Source organism: Clostridium sp. JN-1, from assembly GCF_003718715.1.
In the GTDB taxonomy this organism is placed as follows: Bacteria; Bacillota; Clostridia; order Clostridiales; family Clostridiaceae; genus Clostridium_AV.
This window is the reverse complement of the sequence record NZ_CP033465.1, coordinates 2371138-2390115: the sequence shown is the minus strand read 5'-3', so window position 1 is coordinate 2390115 and position 18978 is coordinate 2371138. Positions and strand designations below refer to the sequence as shown.

At 30.6% G+C, this 18978-nt stretch carries 16 protein-coding genes and 1 pseudogene; 14 read left to right on the top strand and 3 right to left on the bottom strand.

The features are described from left to right. The first annotated feature begins 46 nt into the window (after positions 1-46). From EBB51_RS11395 to rd, 5 genes are all read left to right on the top strand, one after another. Positions 47-484 (top strand): MarR family transcriptional regulator, encoded by a 438-nt coding sequence (locus EBB51_RS11395; RefSeq protein WP_123054562.1) that lies wholly within the window; start codon positions 47-49, stop codon positions 482-484. 42 nt (positions 485-526) lie between these two features. Next, complete coding sequence (locus EBB51_RS11390; protein ID WP_123054561.1) at positions 527-2752, top strand: ABC transporter ATP-binding protein; 2226 nt, start codon at positions 527-529, stop codon at positions 2750-2752. Positions 2753-2781: 29 nt separating this feature from the next. Further along, positions 2782-4602, top strand: a complete 1821-nt coding sequence (locus EBB51_RS11385) for an ABC transporter ATP-binding protein (RefSeq protein ID WP_123055061.1) — start codon at positions 2782-2784, stop codon at positions 4600-4602. A gap of 607 nt (positions 4603-5209) precedes the next feature. Continuing rightward, positions 5210-5755, top strand: a complete 546-nt coding sequence (locus EBB51_RS11380; protein ID WP_123054405.1) for an NADH peroxidase — start codon at positions 5210-5212, stop codon at positions 5753-5755. Between the two features lie 165 nt (positions 5756-5920). Further along, positions 5921-6082 carry a rubredoxin gene (gene rd, locus EBB51_RS11375; RefSeq protein ID WP_123054560.1) on the top strand — a complete coding sequence of 54 codons (162 nt, stop codon included), beginning with the start codon at positions 5921-5923 and terminating at the stop codon, positions 6080-6082. A gap of 57 nt (positions 6083-6139) precedes the next feature. Here the strand turns inward: rd and EBB51_RS11370 are convergent, their stop codons facing one another. Next, the gene (locus EBB51_RS11370) at positions 6140-6430 is read right to left on the bottom strand and encodes a hypothetical protein (RefSeq protein WP_123054559.1); all 291 of its coding nucleotides are present in this window, start codon (positions 6428-6430) and stop codon (positions 6140-6142) included. Continuing rightward, positions 6427-6921, bottom strand: coding sequence for a hypothetical protein (locus EBB51_RS11365; protein ID WP_123054558.1), 495 nt, complete (start codon positions 6919-6921; stop codon positions 6427-6429). The genes EBB51_RS11370 and EBB51_RS11365 overlap by 4 nt, the downstream gene beginning before the upstream one ends. Positions 6922-7112: 191 nt before the next feature. Here EBB51_RS11365 and EBB51_RS11360 point away from each other — a divergent pair, with 191 nt between their 5' ends. Beyond that, positions 7113-7817, top strand: coding sequence for a response regulator transcription factor (locus EBB51_RS11360; protein WP_123054557.1), 705 nt, complete (start codon positions 7113-7115; stop codon positions 7815-7817). After that, on the top strand, positions 7801-9327 hold the full coding sequence (locus tag EBB51_RS11355; RefSeq protein ID WP_123054556.1) for a HAMP domain-containing sensor histidine kinase: 1527 nt from the start codon (positions 7801-7803) through the stop codon (positions 9325-9327). Before EBB51_RS11360 ends, EBB51_RS11355 begins: the two co-directional genes overlap by 17 nt. A 101-nt stretch (positions 9328-9428) precedes the next feature. Here the strand turns inward: EBB51_RS11355 and EBB51_RS11350 are convergent, their stop codons facing one another. Next, entirely contained in the window at positions 9429-10622 is a 1194-nt protein-coding gene (locus EBB51_RS11350) for an alpha/beta hydrolase (protein WP_123054555.1), read from the bottom strand. A 354-nt stretch (positions 10623-10976) separates the two neighbouring features. On the opposite strand from EBB51_RS11350, the gene EBB51_RS11345 reads away from it, so the two are divergent. The 7 genes and pseudogenes from EBB51_RS11345 to tsaD all read left to right on the top strand — a co-directional run bounded on the left by EBB51_RS11345 (position 10977) and on the right by tsaD (position 18962). Further along, positions 10977-11246: a ribosomal protein L7/L12 gene (locus EBB51_RS11345; RefSeq protein ID WP_123054554.1), complete on the top strand. Its 270-nt coding sequence runs from the start codon at positions 10977-10979 to the stop codon at positions 11244-11246. A gap of 220 nt (positions 11247-11466) precedes the next feature. Continuing rightward, the gene (locus tag EBB51_RS11340) at positions 11467-12585 is read left to right on the top strand and encodes a helix-turn-helix transcriptional regulator (RefSeq protein WP_123054553.1); all 1119 of its coding nucleotides are present in this window, start codon (positions 11467-11469) and stop codon (positions 12583-12585) included. A 461-nt stretch (positions 12586-13046) separates the two neighbouring features. Beyond that, positions 13047-14616, top strand: a pseudogene (locus EBB51_RS11335) (PTS transporter subunit EIIC). Positions 14617-14683: 67 nt separating this feature from the next. Then, on the top strand, positions 14684-16003 hold the full coding sequence (locus EBB51_RS11330; protein WP_123054552.1) for a 6-phospho-alpha-glucosidase: 1320 nt from the start codon (positions 14684-14686) through the stop codon (positions 16001-16003). Between the two features lie 153 nt (positions 16004-16156). Continuing rightward, on the top strand, positions 16157-16909 hold the full coding sequence (locus EBB51_RS11325) for a MurR/RpiR family transcriptional regulator (RefSeq protein ID WP_123054551.1): 753 nt from the start codon (positions 16157-16159) through the stop codon (positions 16907-16909). 93 nt (positions 16910-17002) lie between these two features. Further along, positions 17003-17491 carry a PTS glucose transporter subunit IIA gene (locus EBB51_RS11320; protein ID WP_123054550.1) on the top strand — a complete coding sequence of 163 codons (489 nt, stop codon included), beginning with the start codon at positions 17003-17005 and terminating at the stop codon, positions 17489-17491. A gap of 445 nt (positions 17492-17936) precedes the next feature. Next, the gene (gene tsaD, locus EBB51_RS11315) at positions 17937-18962 is read left to right on the top strand and encodes a tRNA (adenosine(37)-N6)-threonylcarbamoyltransferase complex transferase subunit TsaD (protein ID WP_123054549.1); all 1026 of its coding nucleotides are present in this window, start codon (positions 17937-17939) and stop codon (positions 18960-18962) included. Positions 18963-18978 lie beyond the last annotated feature (16 nt).

The following is an 18978-nucleotide window of genomic DNA, read 5'->3' as shown; positions in this document are numbered from 1 at the left end:
CGAAACATTTTCATAAGAAGTATTTTAATATAAAAGAGGCGAAGATATGTATGATGATAGTAAAAGTATTTTAATAATAAAAGAAATTAAAACAATATTATATTCTTTTAGAAAAAATGTAGGGGCTAGGCTGAATAAATTTAATCTTACTGGACCGCAGGCAATGATAATTAAGATGCTTGATAAAAATGGAAAGATGAGAATAAGTGATTTAAGTAAAAGTGTTGGTTTGTCTAATAGTACAGTATCTGGAATTATTGATAGACTTCAAAAAGAAGAGCTTGTTAAAAGGTCTAGAAGTGAGGAGGATAGAAGAGTAGTTTATGTAAGTATAGATCCGAAGTTTAGTGATGAGCTTCATGAAAACTTTAAAAGGATTGAAGAAGAATTTAAGAAGCTTATAGAGGATTCACATCCTGAAGAAATTGATACGATATTAAAAGGATTAACTTTGTTACAAAGTTTTGTAGATAAATTAAAATGAAACTATTTATTTTATTAAATAATGAGGAGAATAGAAATAGCAATGATTAAATTATTAAAACATTTAAAACCATTCACAGGAATGATTTTTGCTGCAATACTGCTCTTGTTTGTGCAAGCTATGTGTGATCTTGCACTTCCAGATTACACATCTAACATTGTAAATAATGGTATACAACAAGGCGGTATTGTAAATGCAGTTCCAGAATCACTAAGACAAAGCCAAATGAATAAAATACAAATATTTATGAGTGAAAGTGATAAAAGTGAAGTATCACAAGATTATACACTTGTAGATAAGTCAAGCAAAGATTATGATATTTACTCAAAAAAGTATCCTAATCTTAAAAATGAACCAATTTATGTACTTAAAAATGTTGATAAAACTGAGAGCGAAAAATTGAATTCAATAATGGGTAAGGCTATGCTTGATGTTTCAGGTGTTGAGAAAATTAAATCTACTAGCAAAAATGGAGTAATTAATTTTAATGGAATGAAAATACCAGCCAATGCAGATTTATTTGGGATGATTTCCAAGATACCTGATGGTAAGCGTTCAAAGTTAATTGATGAGATGAACAAAAAAACTTCAAGTTTAGGTGAAAATATGATTACTCAATCTGCAGCACCATTAATTAAATCAGAGTATAAGGCACTTGGAATGAATACTAACAAGCTGCAGAACAATTATATAATAAAAACTGGGATAATTATGCTCTTAATATCTTTACTTGGAGGTATATGTACTGTTGCAGTTGGATTTTTAGCATCTAGAACGGCAGCAGGCCTTGCAAAAAACTTGCGCAGAGATATATTTAAAAAAGTTGAGAATTTTTCAAATGCAGAATTTGATAGTTTTTCTACGGCATCACTTATAACGAGGAGTACAAACGATATTACACAAATACAAATGCTTATGGTAATTATGATAAGAATGGTATTTTATGCACCTATCATGGGAATTGGCGGTGTAATAAGGGCTATGGGAAAAAGTCAGTCAATGTCATGGATTATAGCACTTGCAATTATAGTTTTGCTGGGATTAATTTTAGTAATATTTGCAGTTGCAATTCCAAAGTTTAAGATAATACAAAAGCTTATAGATAAACTTAACCTTGTAACACGTGAAAGCCTTTCAGGGATGATGGTAATAAGGGCTTTTAATACACAAGGATTTGAAGAAAAGCGTTTTGATAATGCAAATAAGGATGTTACAAGAACAAATTTATTTGTAAATCGTGTAATGGTATCTATGATGCCAGTTATGATGCTTATAATGAACGGAATTACTTTACTTATAGTATGGGTTGGAGCTCATCAAGTTGCAAATTCAACTATGCAAGTAGGAGATATGATGGCATTTATGCAGTATGCAATGCAAATAATCATGGCATTTTTGATGCTAGCTGTAATGTTTATACTTGTACCAAGAGCATCTGTTTCTGCTGCACGTATTAGTGAAGTACTTGAAACTGATCTATCAATTGTAGATCCAGAGAATCCTCAAAGCTTTGATGATAGTAAGAGTGGAGTAGTTGAATTTAAAAATGTATCATTTAAGTATCCAGGGGCTTCTGAGTATGCTCTTAAGGATATTAGTTTTAAAGCATTACCATATAAGACAACAGCATTTATAGGATCTACTGGTTCAGGAAAAACAACTCTTGCAAATTTAATTATGCGTTTTTATGATGTAACAGATGGGGAAGTTTTGGTAGATGGTGTAAGTGTAAAAAATGTATCTCAACATGAACTTAGGGATAAAATTGGGTATGTTCCTCAAAAAGGTTATTTATTTAGCGGTACAATTGAATCTAATCTAAAATATGCAAATAAAAATGCAAATGAAAAAGAAATTTTAAATGCTGCAGAAATTTCACAATCTATTAATTTTATAGATCAAAAAACTGAGAGGTTTAAAACTGAAATTTCTCAAGGTGGATCGAATGTTTCGGGAGGACAAAAGCAAAGGCTTTCTATTGCACGTGCTCTTGTTAAAAAACCTCAAATTTATATGTTTGATGATAGTTTTTCAGCTCTCGACTTTAAAACAGATGCTGCACTTAGGAAGGCACTTAGAAAAGAAACTTCCTCAAGTACGTTTCTCATTGTGGCACAGCGTATTTCAACAATTATGGATGCCGATCAAATAATAGTTCTTGATGATGGACATATAGTTGGAAGTGGAACTCATGAAGAACTTATGAAAGATTGCAGCGTTTACCAAGAAATTGCAATGTCACAATTTTCAAAGGAGGAATTAGCGTGAGCAATAAGTATAAAGTAAAGAAAAGTGGAATGCATCATGGACCAGGTGCTATGATGCACGGCGAGAAAGCAAATGATTTTAAAAATACCATGAAAAAACTCGTAAAATATATGAGTGAATATAAATTATCTATTGTTGTTGTTCTTATATTTGCAGCTGCAAGTTCAGTCTTTTCCATAGTAGGTCCTAAAATATTGGGCCGTGCTACAACTAAGTTGTTTGAGGGAATTGTAAGTAAGATTTCCGGGAGCGGCAGTGGAATAGATTTTAATTATATTGGAAAAATAGTAATTTTTCTTGCCTTCTTATATATTGCAAGCGCACTTTTTAGTTATATTCAAGGCTGGATAATGTCTGGGGTGTCTATGAAAGTAAGTTATAAGATGAGAAAAGATATTTCAGAGAAAATAAATAAAATGCCGCTTAAGTATTTTGATACTACAAATCACGGCGAAGTGCTGTCGCGTGTTACTAATGATGTTGATACGATAAGTCAAACTTTAAATCAAAGTTTGACGCAAATTATAACTTCAGTCACAACTGTAGTAGGAGTGCTTATCATGATGTTCAGCATAAGTTTTACCATGACGCTTACAGCACTTTGTATAATTCCGCTGTCATTTGGATTGATTATGCTTATAGTAAAACAATCTCAAAAATATTTTAAAGAGCAGCAGGATTATTTAGGTCATGTAAATGGACATATAGAGGAAATGTACGGCGGACATATAGTTATGAGGGCATTTAATGGTGAGGAAGATAGTATTGAAAAGTTTGATAAATTAAATAATACACTCTATAAGTCGGCATGGAAATCACAGTTTTTGTCTGGAATGATAATGCCAATTATGAACTTTGTAAGTAATCTTGGATATGTAGGAGTGTGTGTGCTTGGAGGATGGCTTGCAGTAAAGAAAGCTATCGAGGTTGGAGATATTCAAGCATTTATACAATATGTAAGGTCATTTACACAGCCAATTACTCAAATAGCTAATATATCAAATATACTTCAACAAACAGCTGCTTCGGCTGAGCGTGTATTTGAATTTTTAGAAGAGGAAGAAGAAGTTTTGGAAAATGATGACTACTCTGTAGATCTTGAAAGAGTAAAGGGTTATGTTGAATTCAAACATGTTCATTTTGGATACAACCCTGAAAAGATTGTAATTAATGATTTTTCAACTAAGGTAAAACCAGGTCAAAAGGTTGCTATTGTTGGACCAACTGGTGCAGGAAAAACTACTATGGTAAAACTTTTAATGCGTTTTTATGATATAAATAGTGGTCAAATCCTTGTAGATGGTCATGATATAAAAGATTTTAAGAGAAAAGATTTAAGATCAATATTTGGAATGGTTCTTCAAGATACATGGCTCTATAATGGAAGCATATTAGAAAATATAAGGTATGGAAGACTTGATGCTTCAGATGAAGAAGTTAAAGCTGCAGCAAGAGCAGCACATGTTGAAAGCTTTGTGCGTACACTTCCAGGAGGATATGATATGATTTTGAATGAAGAAGCTTCTAATGTGTCACAAGGTCAAAAACAGCTTATTACAATTGCAAGGGCAATACTTGCAAATCCAAAAGTTTTAATCCTTGACGAAGCAACAAGTTCTGTAGATACACGTACTGAGGTTATGATAAAAAAGGCTATGGACAATCTTATGAAGAATCGAACGAGTTTTATAATTGCACACAGATTGTCTACGATAAAAGATGCTGATTTAATACTTGTAATGGATAATGGAGATATTGTAGAACAAGGAACTCATGATGAATTGCTCAAGAAAAAAGGTTTTTATTCTAATCTTTATAATAGTCAATTTGAAGACTTAGAAGCAGTTTAATAAAAAGACAGTAATATTCTATTTTTTATAAATTGAATATTACTGTCTTTTTAGTTTTTATTATATGGTTTTTAGATTGCAACTTAACTTACACTCCGGGAAATATATACAGCCTTTGACACTGTAATTCGTAATATAAAAACAGAGGACATAGGACAGAGGACAAAGGACAATGAAGGAAGATTTTTCTACGTTACACTACGAAAAATCTTTAATTTAAAAGAAACTCATATCCTTTTGTTCCTTAAGGGTACTCTACTAAGTAAACAATTATCTGAAAATCATAGATTTTAGATACTTGCTTAAGCGATGTTTTGCATTAGCAAAACAAGCCTAAAAAATAAATTAGTTTTCTGACGTAAGGAAGAAAACTTACCTTCATTGTCCTCTGTCCTATGTCCTCTCAAATATATCCCGGAGTATGAGTTAAGTTTTAAATCAGAAACCCTATACAAATAAAAAATAAAAAAATATAAAAAATGTGTTGACAAATATAAATAATAATAGTAAACTAAAAACATGGTAGAGAACAATTATTAATTAGTAATAAGTATTAAATAAAAAGTAATGCTTTAAAATTATAAATTTAATTGGGAGGAATATGAAAATGAAAAAATTTGTTTGTTCAGTATGTGGATATGTTTATGAAGGAGAAGAGGCACCAGAAAAATGCCCGCAGTGTGGAGCTAAAAAAGATAAGTTTGTAGAAAAAGTTGAAGGTGAAATGGCTTGGGCAGATGAACACAAGGTAGGTACAGCTAAAGGAGTAGATAAAGAAGTTGTAGAAGGCTTAAGAGCTAACTTTACAGGAGAATGTTCAGAAGTTGGAATGTACCTTGCTATGAGCCGTCAAGCAGATAGAGAAGGATATCCAGAAGTAGCAGAAGCATATAAGAGAATAGCTTTTGAAGAAGCAGAGCATGCATCTAAATTTGCAGAAATGTTAGGAGAAGTTGTAGTTCCTGATACAAAGAAAAATTTGGAAGTAAGAGTTGAAGCAGAACGCGGTGCTTGCCAGGGTAAAAAGGATTTGGCAGCATTGGCTAAAAAGTTGAATTATGATGCAATACACGATACAGTTCATGAAATGTGCAAAGATGAAGCAAGACATGGATCAGCATTTAGAGGTTTGTTAAACAGATACTTTAAATAATAAATTAGCTTGCTGAATACTAGGATATATATGTTATGCTGTAATTTTACTTATTCAGCAAGCTAAATAAGTACATATTAATATGAATAAAATATCATCAATGATAAAAAATAAGATAGAGTAGAAAAGCTAAGTTCGTCGTGATAATGAATTGGAGGGGTTTTTATGAAAAAATATGTTTGTTCAGTTTGCGGGTATGTATATGATCCAGAAGTTGGTGATCCAGACAATGGAATAAAACCTGGTACATCTTTTGAAGATATTCCAGATTCATGGACTTGTCCTCTTTGTGGGGTTCCAAAAGATCAGTTTGAAGTACAAGAATAAAAAAAGAGTGTTTCAAAGTAGAAATAAGTTTTTACTTTGAAACATTCTTTTTTAATTTTAAAGATAGTGATCCCAGAATTTAGCCACTGCATATGTTCCAAAACAAAAGGCTGCCATTACAATTATTAAAACAAAACTTATAAAATCATATTTTAACTCAACATTATTTTTTAAACTTAATCTATCTAATACCAATGTTTCTATTCCAAGTGATATCAATATAAGAGGCCATAAATTTATTACATATTTTTCAATTGGCAGATTAAAAACTGTTATGCACAAGTAAAGTATACCTAAAACTATCATGAGGATACCAAAAGTTAATGTACCAACTCTTCTTGACTTCATTTTTTATCACCTGACTTTGAATGTCTATTTTTGCCTTTAATCATAAATACTCCTATGCCTATTAATACTATTGATATAATTAAGTCTTTTACAAAACGTATTAGTTCATAATCAACATACCTGTTTATAAAAGGAACAAATATATTATCAATTAGTGAAAAAATGCCCATCAATATCAAGATATAAGCTATATACTTTTCTGTATTGTTATTTAAAAAAGATTGACTAAAGCTATTTGATTTAAATATTGGTAAGTCATCATCTTTTGCATTTTCTCCTTGATCAATTTTTGTTTTTACATCAAATATACTGTAACACCATATTACAGGTATAAAGATATTAAAAAAGTCAAAGTTAAAAGAATGTGATATGAAAACTATAAAAAAGAATAATACCATAAGTTCTATACCTTGTTTAATTAGACCAATGTACATATGTCCTGCACCAGGCAAAAGTGAAAAAAATAAAGCAGTTTTTTTTGAGTATTTCAATTTAGAAGTTCCCCCTCGTTTGTATTTTATATTATAAGCATATTGGAGAAATCTTAAAATAAACTCTCTAAAATTCTTAAGTTTTTCTTAAATTTAATATTTTTATGGATTAAAGTATAATTGTTTATAGTAAATAGAAAATTGATCTTATATAATAAAAAAGAAAACTTTATTTATGAAAGAGGACAAGAATGATAAAACAAAAAATTTTAGTGGTTGATGATGAGAAGGAAATACGAAATTTGATAGGCATATATTTGGAAAATGAAGGCTTTGATATAATAAAAGCAGCTAATGGAATAGAGGCATTAAAAATATTGGAACATGATGACATATGTCTTGTAATACTTGATATAATGATGCCTGAAATGGATGGGATTGAAACATGTATAAAAATAAGAGAAGATAAAAATATGCCAATTATAATGCTTTCTGCAAAGGGGGAAGACATGGATAAGATATTAGGACTTACAACGGGTGCCGATGACTATATAGCTAAACCCTTTAATCCCCTTGAACTCATAGCTAGAGTAAAATCTCAAATAAGAAGGTATACAAAATTTAATGATGTATACAATGGAAAAACTGAAAAAATAATTGAAATTGATGATCTTATTATAAATACAGATACCCATGAAGTAAAAGTTGGGGACAAGTTAGTAAACTTAACAAAAAGAGAATTTGATATACTTGAGCTGCTTGCAAAAAATAGGGGGATAGTTTTTAGTACCGAGAAAATATATGAAAGTATTTGGAAGGAAGAATTCTATGACTCGTATAATACCGTTATGGTTCATATTAGAAAAATAAGAGGAAAGATAGAACAAAATCCCAGAAAACCGAAGTATGTAAAAACAGTTTGGGGAGTTGGTTATAAAATTGAAAAAGCTCTTTAACCCAGTAGTTTTAAAGTTTTATCATTTTGCTAAGGATAATGTAATTAAAAGTATAAGGATAGAATTGGTAGTTACCTTTGCTGTATGTTTGCTTTCTGCATTTATTGCAGCAAGTTGGTATAATGGACATTACAACGAAAACCATATGATAGCTCAAGTAGATTACAGCAGTGGAATTGAAGATATTTCTGAAGAACTTTCAGAGATAAAAATGGAAATGCAAAATTTAAGTACGTTAAATGAAGGCTATGTAAATAAGATAATAGAGTATGCACTGCAGAAAAAAAACAATGATATGGTAAGAGTATATTTAACTGATTTAAGTGGAAATGTTTTATATAAATCTCAAAATGCACATGAAAAGAAACTTGATATTTATGACTTGGTTAATAAGGCTGACGAGTTTAAAAAGCAATATGATAAATCAATTGTAGTAGATACTGATAATGGAATATTAAAAAAAAGGATTGTACTAGATAAGACTCAAGAATATGTAGAAATTAGCGGAATAAGTTTGTCAGGTAAAAAATCTTATTTAATAATAAGGGGAATGCCGAAACAAAAAACTACATATATAAGACCTAATGGTTCACCACTTTCAATACTTCAAGGCATAATCACGTTTATAGCATTATTTTATTTTTTGACAAATAAAAAAATGAGATATATAGAAAGAGTATCAAAAGATTTAGTGCAAATATCTAAGAATAACCTTGATTATAGAATAAAAATTCAAGGAAAAGATGAACTTGCAAAACTTGCAGATAATATAAATTTCATGGCTTCAGAATTAAAAGGTAGAATTGAAAGCGAGAGGTCAGCAGAAAAAACTAAAAATGATCTTATAACAAATGTTTCACATGACTTGAGAACGCCTCTTACATCAATAAAGGGTTATCTAGCACTAGTTAAAGATAAGAAGTATAAAGATGCTGATGAGCTTAGAGAATTTGTTAATATAGCTTATAATAAATCAGAAAAGCTGGAGATACTTATAAATGATCTTTTTGAATACACAAAATTAAGTAACAGGGCAATAGAAATTAATAAAAAGAAAATATGCTTAGATGAACTTTTAGAACAACTAATTGAAGAGTTATATGTTATATGTGAAGAAAATAATGTAATAATAAAGAAAGAATTTTATAGTAATAAAGTTTGTGCTTACATAGATGGAGATAAAATTGTAAGAGTCTTTGAAAACTTAATTATGAATGCTATAAGGTATAGTTTGAAACCCGGTGAGATAAACCTTAAACTCAAGCAGAAAAATGAATATATATTGGTTTCTATAGAAAATAAGTGCAAACACATAGAAAAAGAAGATTTACAGAAAATATTTAATAGATTTTATAGGGTTGATAAGTCGCGTTCTGAAGCTACAGGGGGAAGTGGATTAGGTCTTGCTATAGCTAAAAGTATAGTTGAATTACATGATGGTGAAATGTGGGTTAAAAATAAAGAAGATAGTATAACTTTTTTTGTAAAGTTAGAGCAGGGGCTGCCTTAAAATGATTTATTTTGCAGCCGCCTGCCAATTTAATAGTGCAGTAAAATTTTTATTCATAATTAATCCTCATCTCGGTGATGATATATAAAAAGTTGAAATAATTACAGCATTTTTTCTATCCAGTTGAAAATTCGCTCACTTGCAATTAATTTAGATCCAGCTTGACAATGCTCATTTACACCTTCTTCTTTTGTGAAAAGCATAAATTCTTTTGGACATATTAGTGAATTGTAAAGTGATTTTGCTTGATTACTGGAAAATGTTGAATCACCTTCAGACTCTGTGACAAGAGTAGGACATTGTATTTTATTTGAGATGTCTTTTAGAAAATAGTGCTGACATTTTAGTATTAATTCTATAGGACTTTTGGCTCCAAACACGTACATTCCATGAAGTATGAACCATCTCACGTTTGTATCATTATCCATAATCTTATTTAATTCTGTATTGTATTTATCCATGTTATTCTCTGCTTCTTCAAAAACCTTTTTCCTTGGTAAGTTTTTAGGAATATGGTCACCTAAAAGATCAAATATTCCGCTGTTGGCAATGCAAGCTTTTAACCTGTGTTCGAAAGCTGCTGCTCTTGGCGCAAGATAACCACCCAAACTTTCACCTAAAATTATAATCGAACTTTTGTCGACTTCTTCTCTTGAAATAAGGTAATCTACAATAGGTGTTATAACTTTTTCATAATCATGTCTAAATACAAGATGATGTTTTATAATAACTTCACCTTGGCCTGGTCCATCGAATGTAAGACAATTCATTCCGCGTTTTACAGCACTCATAGCAAATCCATACATTTCTTCTTTTGTACCATCTAAGCTATTTAAAGTTATAATTGTAGGACTTGGATCTTTAGTTTTTTTTGCATGGTAAAAATATCCCGGGAGCTCTATGTCTTCATATGGTATTTTTACAGGTTCAATAACTAAATTGCTTAATTTTACAACATTTGAAAAACATCTAAGACTTTCACTATAGAGATTTAAATATTTAGAATTATCATGATCTTCGTGTAAATAAAATCCTGCAGTACGGTAGTAATTTGAAGCTCTTAAATATGATTCACTCGCACTTATAAAGCTATTTGAGAAATAACATAAGTTTGCAAAATTATCGAGCCTTTTTGCAGTCTGTGTCCATTCAGCACACCAACTTTCAGTATTACCATCTTTAATTTCTCCTGCAGTAGATAGGACTTCTCCTATATCAGCTGCCCCCCATGCAGTTGCACCAAGTAAACGCATTGTTTGAAATGAAAATTGCTTATTTTTAAAAAAGTGTTTCATAAATAAATAATTCCCTCCTTAAAACTTAATTTATCGATGGTTTCACTGCAGTTATATGAAAAGATAAATAGTCTTGATATGTTGTAGCGAGTATTATATATAATTATACCATTATAGTATTATTATTCAATGTGGTGAAATATTTTACAATTCAGAAGAGAGAGGACAAAGGACATAGGACAGAGAAGGAGGATTTTTCTCCGCTGCACTACAAAAAATCTTTAATTTAAAAGAAACTCACATTCATTGTCCTCTCAAAAAAAGTTGCTTTGCATTTTTTTATTAAATTCATTAATATAAATCTATAATATTTAAGCATTGGTAAGTTTGTGTGAACTTGAAAGGAGTTAAATTATGAATTATATAACTATTTGTGTGTTCGTAGGAGCAGGATTATTACTATGGATAGTAAGCAGTATTAGTCAGATACGAAGTGATATAGCACGCATAAATGTAAACTTAAGTAAAATTGCTAAACAAGTTGGAGTGCCTGATACAATAACGGACGAATTAAAAAGTCTTATTTTAGAAGGTAAAAAAGTTGAAGCAATAAAAAAATATAGAATTGCTACTGGACTTGGATTGAAAGAAGCCAAAGAATATGTTGATTCTTTAAGTAAATAGGAAGAGGTATTTTATAATACTTTTAAATGATTGTATGATTTTTCGATTTTGCTAAATTATAAGTTAAAGATTATTTATATAAGCCTTGTTTAATTAAAAGAAACAGGGCTTTAATTATGAAATCAGGTTTCCTGCAAGTTAACTTTTTCTACTAATATCAACTACAAGTCCATTTACAGGAAATAAGTCAGCACATAAAATGTTATTAGAGGTGATAGATATGAAAGAATTAAATATAGGTAAATGTATTGTTAAGAAGAGGAAAGAGAAAGGTATAACGCAGGAACAGCTGGCAGATTACATTGGAGCTTCTAAAGCATCTGTTTCTAAATGGGAATCTGGATTAAGTTATCCTGATATTTTACTTCTTCCTGAACTTGCAACTTATTTTAATATTTCAGTGGATGAATTATTAGGATATTCTCCGCAGCTTACAAAGGAAGACATTAAAAAAATTTATAATAAACTTTCACATGAATTTACCGTAAAGCCATTTGATGAAGTAATGGAGCAGTGTAACAAGTTAATAAAAAAATACTGTTCCTGTTTTCCTTTTTTGCTTTCTATGATTCAATTATTATTAAACTATTCGACTTTAACAAAAGCTGAGATAACAAAGAAAGAAATTTTTCAGCAGTGTATATTGCTAAGCAAGAGAATAAAAGAGGAATCAGAGAATATTTCTGACATAAAAAAAGCAAATACTATGGAAGCATTGGCAGAGATGGCACTGGGAAATAGCGAAGAAGTTATTCGATTATTGGATAATAAGTTAGAGCCGTATAGTGGAGATGATGTCATACTGATTAATGCATATAAGATGCAGGGAAAAGCTGCTCAAGCAAATGAAGTGAATCAAATACTACTTTACAACAAGGTAATAAACATATTAACACTTCTAAACAATTATCTTTCCTTAAACATTATGGAACCAGTTTTGTTTGAAAAGATTTATTCTCAGGGAATTCAGATTATTAATGTCTTTAAGCTCACAGATATTTGCACAAATGATGTTTTTGGAATTCATATCGCTGCTGCACAAGGGTATTTAATAGAGCAAAAGAAAGAAAAGGCGATAGATGCATTAGAGAGATATGTGAACACCGTTTGCAGTATCCAATTTCCACTGAGTTTTAAAGGAAATGAATATTTTAGTAAGGTAGATAAATGGTTTGAGGATAATAATTGTATTGGAACAAACACTCCTATAGATGAGATAACAATTAAGAAAAATCTTGTTAATGTAGTTGCTAAAAATCCTGCATTTACACCGTTAAGAGAAGATGAAAGGTATAATTTGCTTGTTAAAAAATTGAAAAGAAAGTTATGGGAAAAATAATCTTGAAATAATAAAGCAGCCCAGTTAAGGGCTGCGCCCAAAAGAAGTTGAGCGAAGCGAAATAACGCGGCTGTTGCCGCGCTTTTTTTTTATTAAAGATTTTTCGCAGTATAGCGGAGAAAAATCATCCTTCTCTGTCAATTGTCCCCTGTCCTCTGTCCTCTGTTTTTGTGTCCTCTGTCCTCTCAAAAGCGCTTTGCATTTTTTTATATGATATACATAACGTGTTATGAATTTACTTAACCTGTTACGTATGCCTTAAAACGTATTCAATTTCGAATGTAAACGTGTTACTATTTGAACATAGAAGCTGGTGCAGAAATTAATAGCACAATTAAAAAATAAGTTATTAAATTAATTACTACATTTTATAAAACATAAATACAGTTTTAAATTATATTCATAATTAAATAAGTAGTTTATTTAGAACTTTTAATTATAATCAGGGGGGCGTATAAATCGTGAAAGAGAAATTAGTAAATGGTGCACAAGTTTTTGCAAGAGCTATAATTGTTCCAGTATTATTTTTACCTATTGCAGGTATAATAATTGCACTATCTTCAATATTAAGCAATCCTACTATTGTTGGGAATAATACTTTTTTACTTAATTTAGGAAAATTTATTGCAAGCGGACTTTGGCCTATTATGAATAACTTAAGTGTTATTTTCTGCGTTGGTATAGCCATGGGTATAGCAAGAGAAAGGAAAGCGGAAGCAGCACTTGTAGCATTACTTTCTTTCTTAGTATACTTAGGAGCAAATAATCAATGGCTTGCTATTACAGGAAGGCTTGTAAAATATAAGCAGACTTCTGAGCTATATGGAACTGGACAAGCACTGGTGCTTGGTTTTCAGGTAACGGATATGGGAGTATTTTTAGGAATAATCCTTGGTGTAGTAATAGGAATTATACATAATAAATACTGTAATAAAGAACTGCCGGAAGCAATTAATATTTATGGAAATACAAAATATGTTTTTATAGTTTTAATTCCTATATTATTAATTCTTGCTATAGCATTTAGTTACTTTTGGCCTTTTGTTGCACTTGGTATTAAAGCACTTACTCACTTTATAAATGTTTCTGGTTATATAGGTGTATTCTTATATGGATTTTTAAATAGGGTATTGGTTCCAACAGGTTTGCATCATTTAATATGGACTCCATTTGAATATACAGATCTTGGCGGAACTTTGGCACTTGGTGGACATACATATGTTGGAGCTTATAATATATTCTTGGCACAACTTGCGGATCCATCTGTAAAGGCTTTTGATCCATCAGCAAAATATCTTCTGTTTGGTATATCTAAAATGTTTGGATTACTTGGTGCGTCGTATGCATTTTATAAAACTAGTAAACCAGAAAATAAGGAAAAGGTAAAAGGTATGTTGATTCCAGCAGCAGCAACTTCATTCTTAGCTGGAATTACAGAACCGCTTGAATTTACATTCTTATTTGTAGCACCTATTTTATGGTTTGTTCATTCAACTTTAGATGGTTTATTTCAGGTTATTGTCTATGCATTAGGAGTTAGGGTTTATGCTGCAGGTGGGAATTATAGACTTCTTAGCTTATAACGTTCCAGCTGGAATCAGCAGAACTAAATGGCCTATTTTCATAGCTGTAGGTTTAGTAGAAATAGTAGTATATTACTTTGTATTTAAATTTATCATAGAAAAGTTTGATTTAAAAACTCCTGGTAGAGAAGACGATGAAGTTAAATTATATACTAAGAAGGATTATAAAGATAAAAAATTAGGTAAGTCTAATCAATCTGGAGATGATTTAACTGCTGCAATTGTAGAGGGACTTGGTGGCAAAGATAATATTGAGTCTGTTGATAACTGTTTTACTCGTTTAAGAGTCAAAGTTACAGAATTAGATAAGGTAGATGAAGCTATCCTCAAAGGTACTGGTGCGTCAGGAGTAATTAAAAGTGGAAACAACATTCAAGTAATATATGGTCCTAAAGTAAGTAATATAAGAAATAAAGTTGATAAATATCTAAATAGATTATCTGCATAAATTAATAATTTGCTAGATACTTTTAATTTAATATAAATTAAAAAATATTAGAAAGAGGGAATATAATATGAAAAAATTTTCTATAACAATTGCAGGCGGAGGAAGTACATTTACTCCAGGAATAGTCTTAATGCTTTTAGATAATCAAGACAGGTTCCCCATCAGAAAAATAAAACTTTATGATAACGATGGAGATAGACAAGCTATAGTTGCCGGAGCATGCAGGATTATATTGAGAGAGAAAGCACCAAATATTGAATTTGTTGAAACTACAGATCCAGAAACAGCTTTTACTGATATAGATTTTGTAATGGCACATATAAGAGTAGGAAAATATGCAATGCGTGAAAAGGATGAAAAAATTCCATTACAATATGACGTATTAGGTCAGGAAACTTGCGGACCAGGAGGAATAGCTTATGGAATGAGATCAATAGGTGGGGTTATAGAAATACTAGATTATATGGAGAAATATTCACCTAATGCATGGATGTTAAACTATTCCAACCCAGCAGCAATAGTTGCAGAAGCTACAAGAAGATTGAGACCTAATTCAAAAATATTAAATATTTGTGATATGCCAGTAGGAATAGAATCACGTATGGCAAACATACTAGGTCTAAAATCTAGAAAAGAAATGATAGTAAGATACTTTGGACTTAACCACTTTGGATGGTGGACATCTATAAAAGATAAAGCTGGAAATGACCTAATGCCAAAATTAAAAGAATATGTTTCAAAAAATGGTTATGTAACTGAAGCAGATAAATCTGGTGAAAAAAGCTGGTATGAAACTTTTGCTAAAGCAAAGGATGTATATGCTGTAGATCCAGATACTCTTCCAAATACTTATTTAAAATACTATCTATATCAGGACTATGCTGTTAAACACAGTGATAAAAACTACACAAGAGCAAATGAAGTAATGGATGGAAGAGAAAAGTTTGTATTTGGAGAATGTAGAAAAGTTATTAAAACTAATTCCATTAAGGATTGCAAATTGCATACAGAAGAACATGCTTCTTATATAGTTGATCTTGCAACTGCTATAGCATTTAATACACATGAGAGAATGCTGTTGATTGTGGAGAACAATGGAGCTATTCAAAACTTTGATCCTACAGCAATGGTTGAAATACCTTGTCTTGTTGGAAGTTCAGGACCAGAACCATTATGTGTAGGAAAAATTCCTCAATTTCAGAAAGGATTGATGGAACAGCAGGTTTCAGTTGAAAAGCTAGTTGTAGAGGCTTGGGTAGAAAGATCTTATCAAAAATTGTGGCAGGCAATTACTCTTTCTAAAACAGTTCCTAGTGCAGGAATAGCTAAAAAAATTCTAGATGAATTAATGAAAGCAAATAAAGAATACTGGCCTGAGTTAAAATAATATTTTAACCTGTAATTATCTAATATCTATCTATTTATAATAAAGTAACTTTTAAATAGATAGGTATTATTTTCACAAACTTTTACATTAATCGACGATAGTTATATAATATAAAGTAAATAATTATACTATTTGTTGATAAGGGTGAAGTTTATGTCTAAAATTGATATATATAAAATAGTTGATAAGTATCATTTAAATAATATGGAAGAAGATATACTAACTTATATTATCGATAATATAGATAATGTCAAAAGTATTGGCGTAAGGGGTATAGCTAAGCAGCATTATACTAGCACTACTACTGTTATGAGTCTTACTAAAAAGTTAGGATATTCTGGATTTATAGATATGTATTATAATTTATATTTTACATTAAGAAGTAAAAAATCCTATTTTTCTGAATATAAAAGCAATGGCTATTTTGGAGCTGATATAGAGGAATTATTATCTCTCATAAGTGAAGAAAAAATGGCTGAATTTGTAGATATGCTGCATAAATATAAAAAAGACATAATATACACTTATGCAGTAGCATTTTCAGAACCTATAGTCCGATATATTACAAGGAAGCTAATAGTAATGGGATTTAGGTGTATTTTTTCGGATATGAGTGAAAACTATGATGTTAATAGCATTAACGGTAAAATTTTGATAACTGTTTCAAAATCAGGAGAAACGGATTCCGTAATAAGAATCTGTAAATTGGCTAAAAAGAGTAAAGTAAAAATTATTTCTATTACAGGGGAAACTGAAAGTACATTAGAGAAATTATCAGATATTAATTTCAAGTTATATGATATGCATACTATGGACGATCGTAATAAATTACCTACTTCATTTTATGCAAATGTTATAATGTTATTTGAATTTTTAATGGGGAAATATTTAGAAGAAACTAATTAACTGCTTAATTAATTCTATTTACATAATAAAATTAGAGGTTAAATATAAAAATAAAGATAATTATATTAAATTATTGGGGTAGGAGGATAAAGAATGTTTAGTATATTTAAAAAAAAGGTGAATAATTTAAAAAATACTGATGAATTTTTGATGCCTGTTTCAGGAAAAGTAATAAGTTTAGATGATGTAGATGACGAAGTATTTTCTAAAAGGATGATGGGAGATGGCTTTGCTATAGAACCTGAAAATGGACATGTATTTTCACCTATAGATGGTGTAATTACATGTGCCTTTGTTACTAAACATGCTATTTCTATAAAAAGTGATTCCGGAGTAGAAGTTTTAGTACATTTTGGATTAGATACTGTTGATTTAAAAGGAGAAGGTTTTGAAATCTATGTAAAACAAGGAGATTCGATTAAAGCCGGGGACAAGTTATTGGAAGTTAATGTTGAAAAAATTAAAGATAAAGTTAAATCCCTAGTTGTGCCTATAATTTTTATGGACTTAAATGGGAAAAAGTTTACATATAATATAGGACATTTTCAGGCAAAGGAAAGTGGAGTTGTATCTATAAAATAGTTTTTAAATAAACCTTCAGCATGTATGTTTTTAACTTCATTGAATTGATTGTGCTTTCAATGATAAGTTAATACGTTATACTGAAGATTTTTTATACCATAGATAATGATATTACTTTTAGCTGGTATAAACATAAGAGGACAAAGGACAGAGGACAGAGGACATAGGACATAGGACATAGGACAATTAAGGAGGATTTTTCTCCGCTGCACTACGAAAAATCTTTAATTAAATTTTTAATAGCTTGTTTCGCTAAGGCGAAACATTGCTAACTTATATAAATTTAAAGATTTTTTTGCGTTAGCAAAAAATCATTCTTCTCTGTCCTTTGTCCTCTGTCCTCTGTCCTCTCAAAAATGCTGCGCATTTTTAGCGTAGATTGCCGCTGCATGAGTGTTAGTGTATAATTATTGTGGTATTTTAACTAAAAAGTGAGGTAAAAGTTATGAATGAAGATGTAAAAATACTTGCTATAGAAAGTAGTTGTGATGAGACTTCTGCTGCGGTAGTGGTTAATGGGAGAAAAGTATTATCAAATATAATTTCATCTCAAATAGATATACATACAAAGTTTGGCGGTGTTGTTCCTGAAATAGCTTCTAGAAAACATGTGGAAGTTATAGCAATGGTTGTTCAACAAGCCCTTGATGAAGCAGGAGTCAAACTTGATGATATAGATGCAGTTGGAGTAACTTATGGACCGGGACTTGTTGGAGCATTACTTGTAGGAATGCAGTATGCAAAGTCTTTAGCTTATGCGATAAAAAAACCACTCATAGGTGTAAATCACATAGAAGGTCATATAAGTGCAAATTTTATACAATACAATGATTTAAAGCCGCCATTTGTATGTCTTGTTGTATCCGGCGGACATACGTTTATTGTGTATATGAAGGATTATGGTGAGTTTGAAGTGCTAGGACAGACAAGAGATGATGCTGCAGGTGAAGCATATGACAAGGTTGCAAGAGCAATTGGACTTGGATATCCTGGAGGCCCTAAAATAGATAAAATAGCTAAAGAAGGAAATGAGGATTCAATAAAGTTTCCAAGAGCTAACTTTCACGATAATGATTCTCTCGACTTTTCATTTAGCGGACTTAAATCTGCTGTATTAAATTACTTGAATAAAAAACAAATGAAAGGTGAAGAAATAAATAGAGCTGATGTAGCTGCATCTTTTCAAAAGGCTGCTGTTAGCTTTTTAGTTGATAATGCGATTAAGGCTTGTAAGATAAAGGGTGTACATAAGATAGCAGTAGCAGGTGGTGTTGCTGCAAATACATACCTTAGAAAAACTCTTATAAGAGAGGGACAATTGAACGGCATAAATGTTTTATTCCCTGAATTTACATTGTGTACTGATAATGCTGCTATGATAGGCAGTGCTGCATATTTTGAATATAAAAAAGGTAACTTATCGAATTTAACTTTAAATGCAGTTCCAAACTTGAAGCTTGGTCAAAGGTAAAAAATTAAAGTAATAA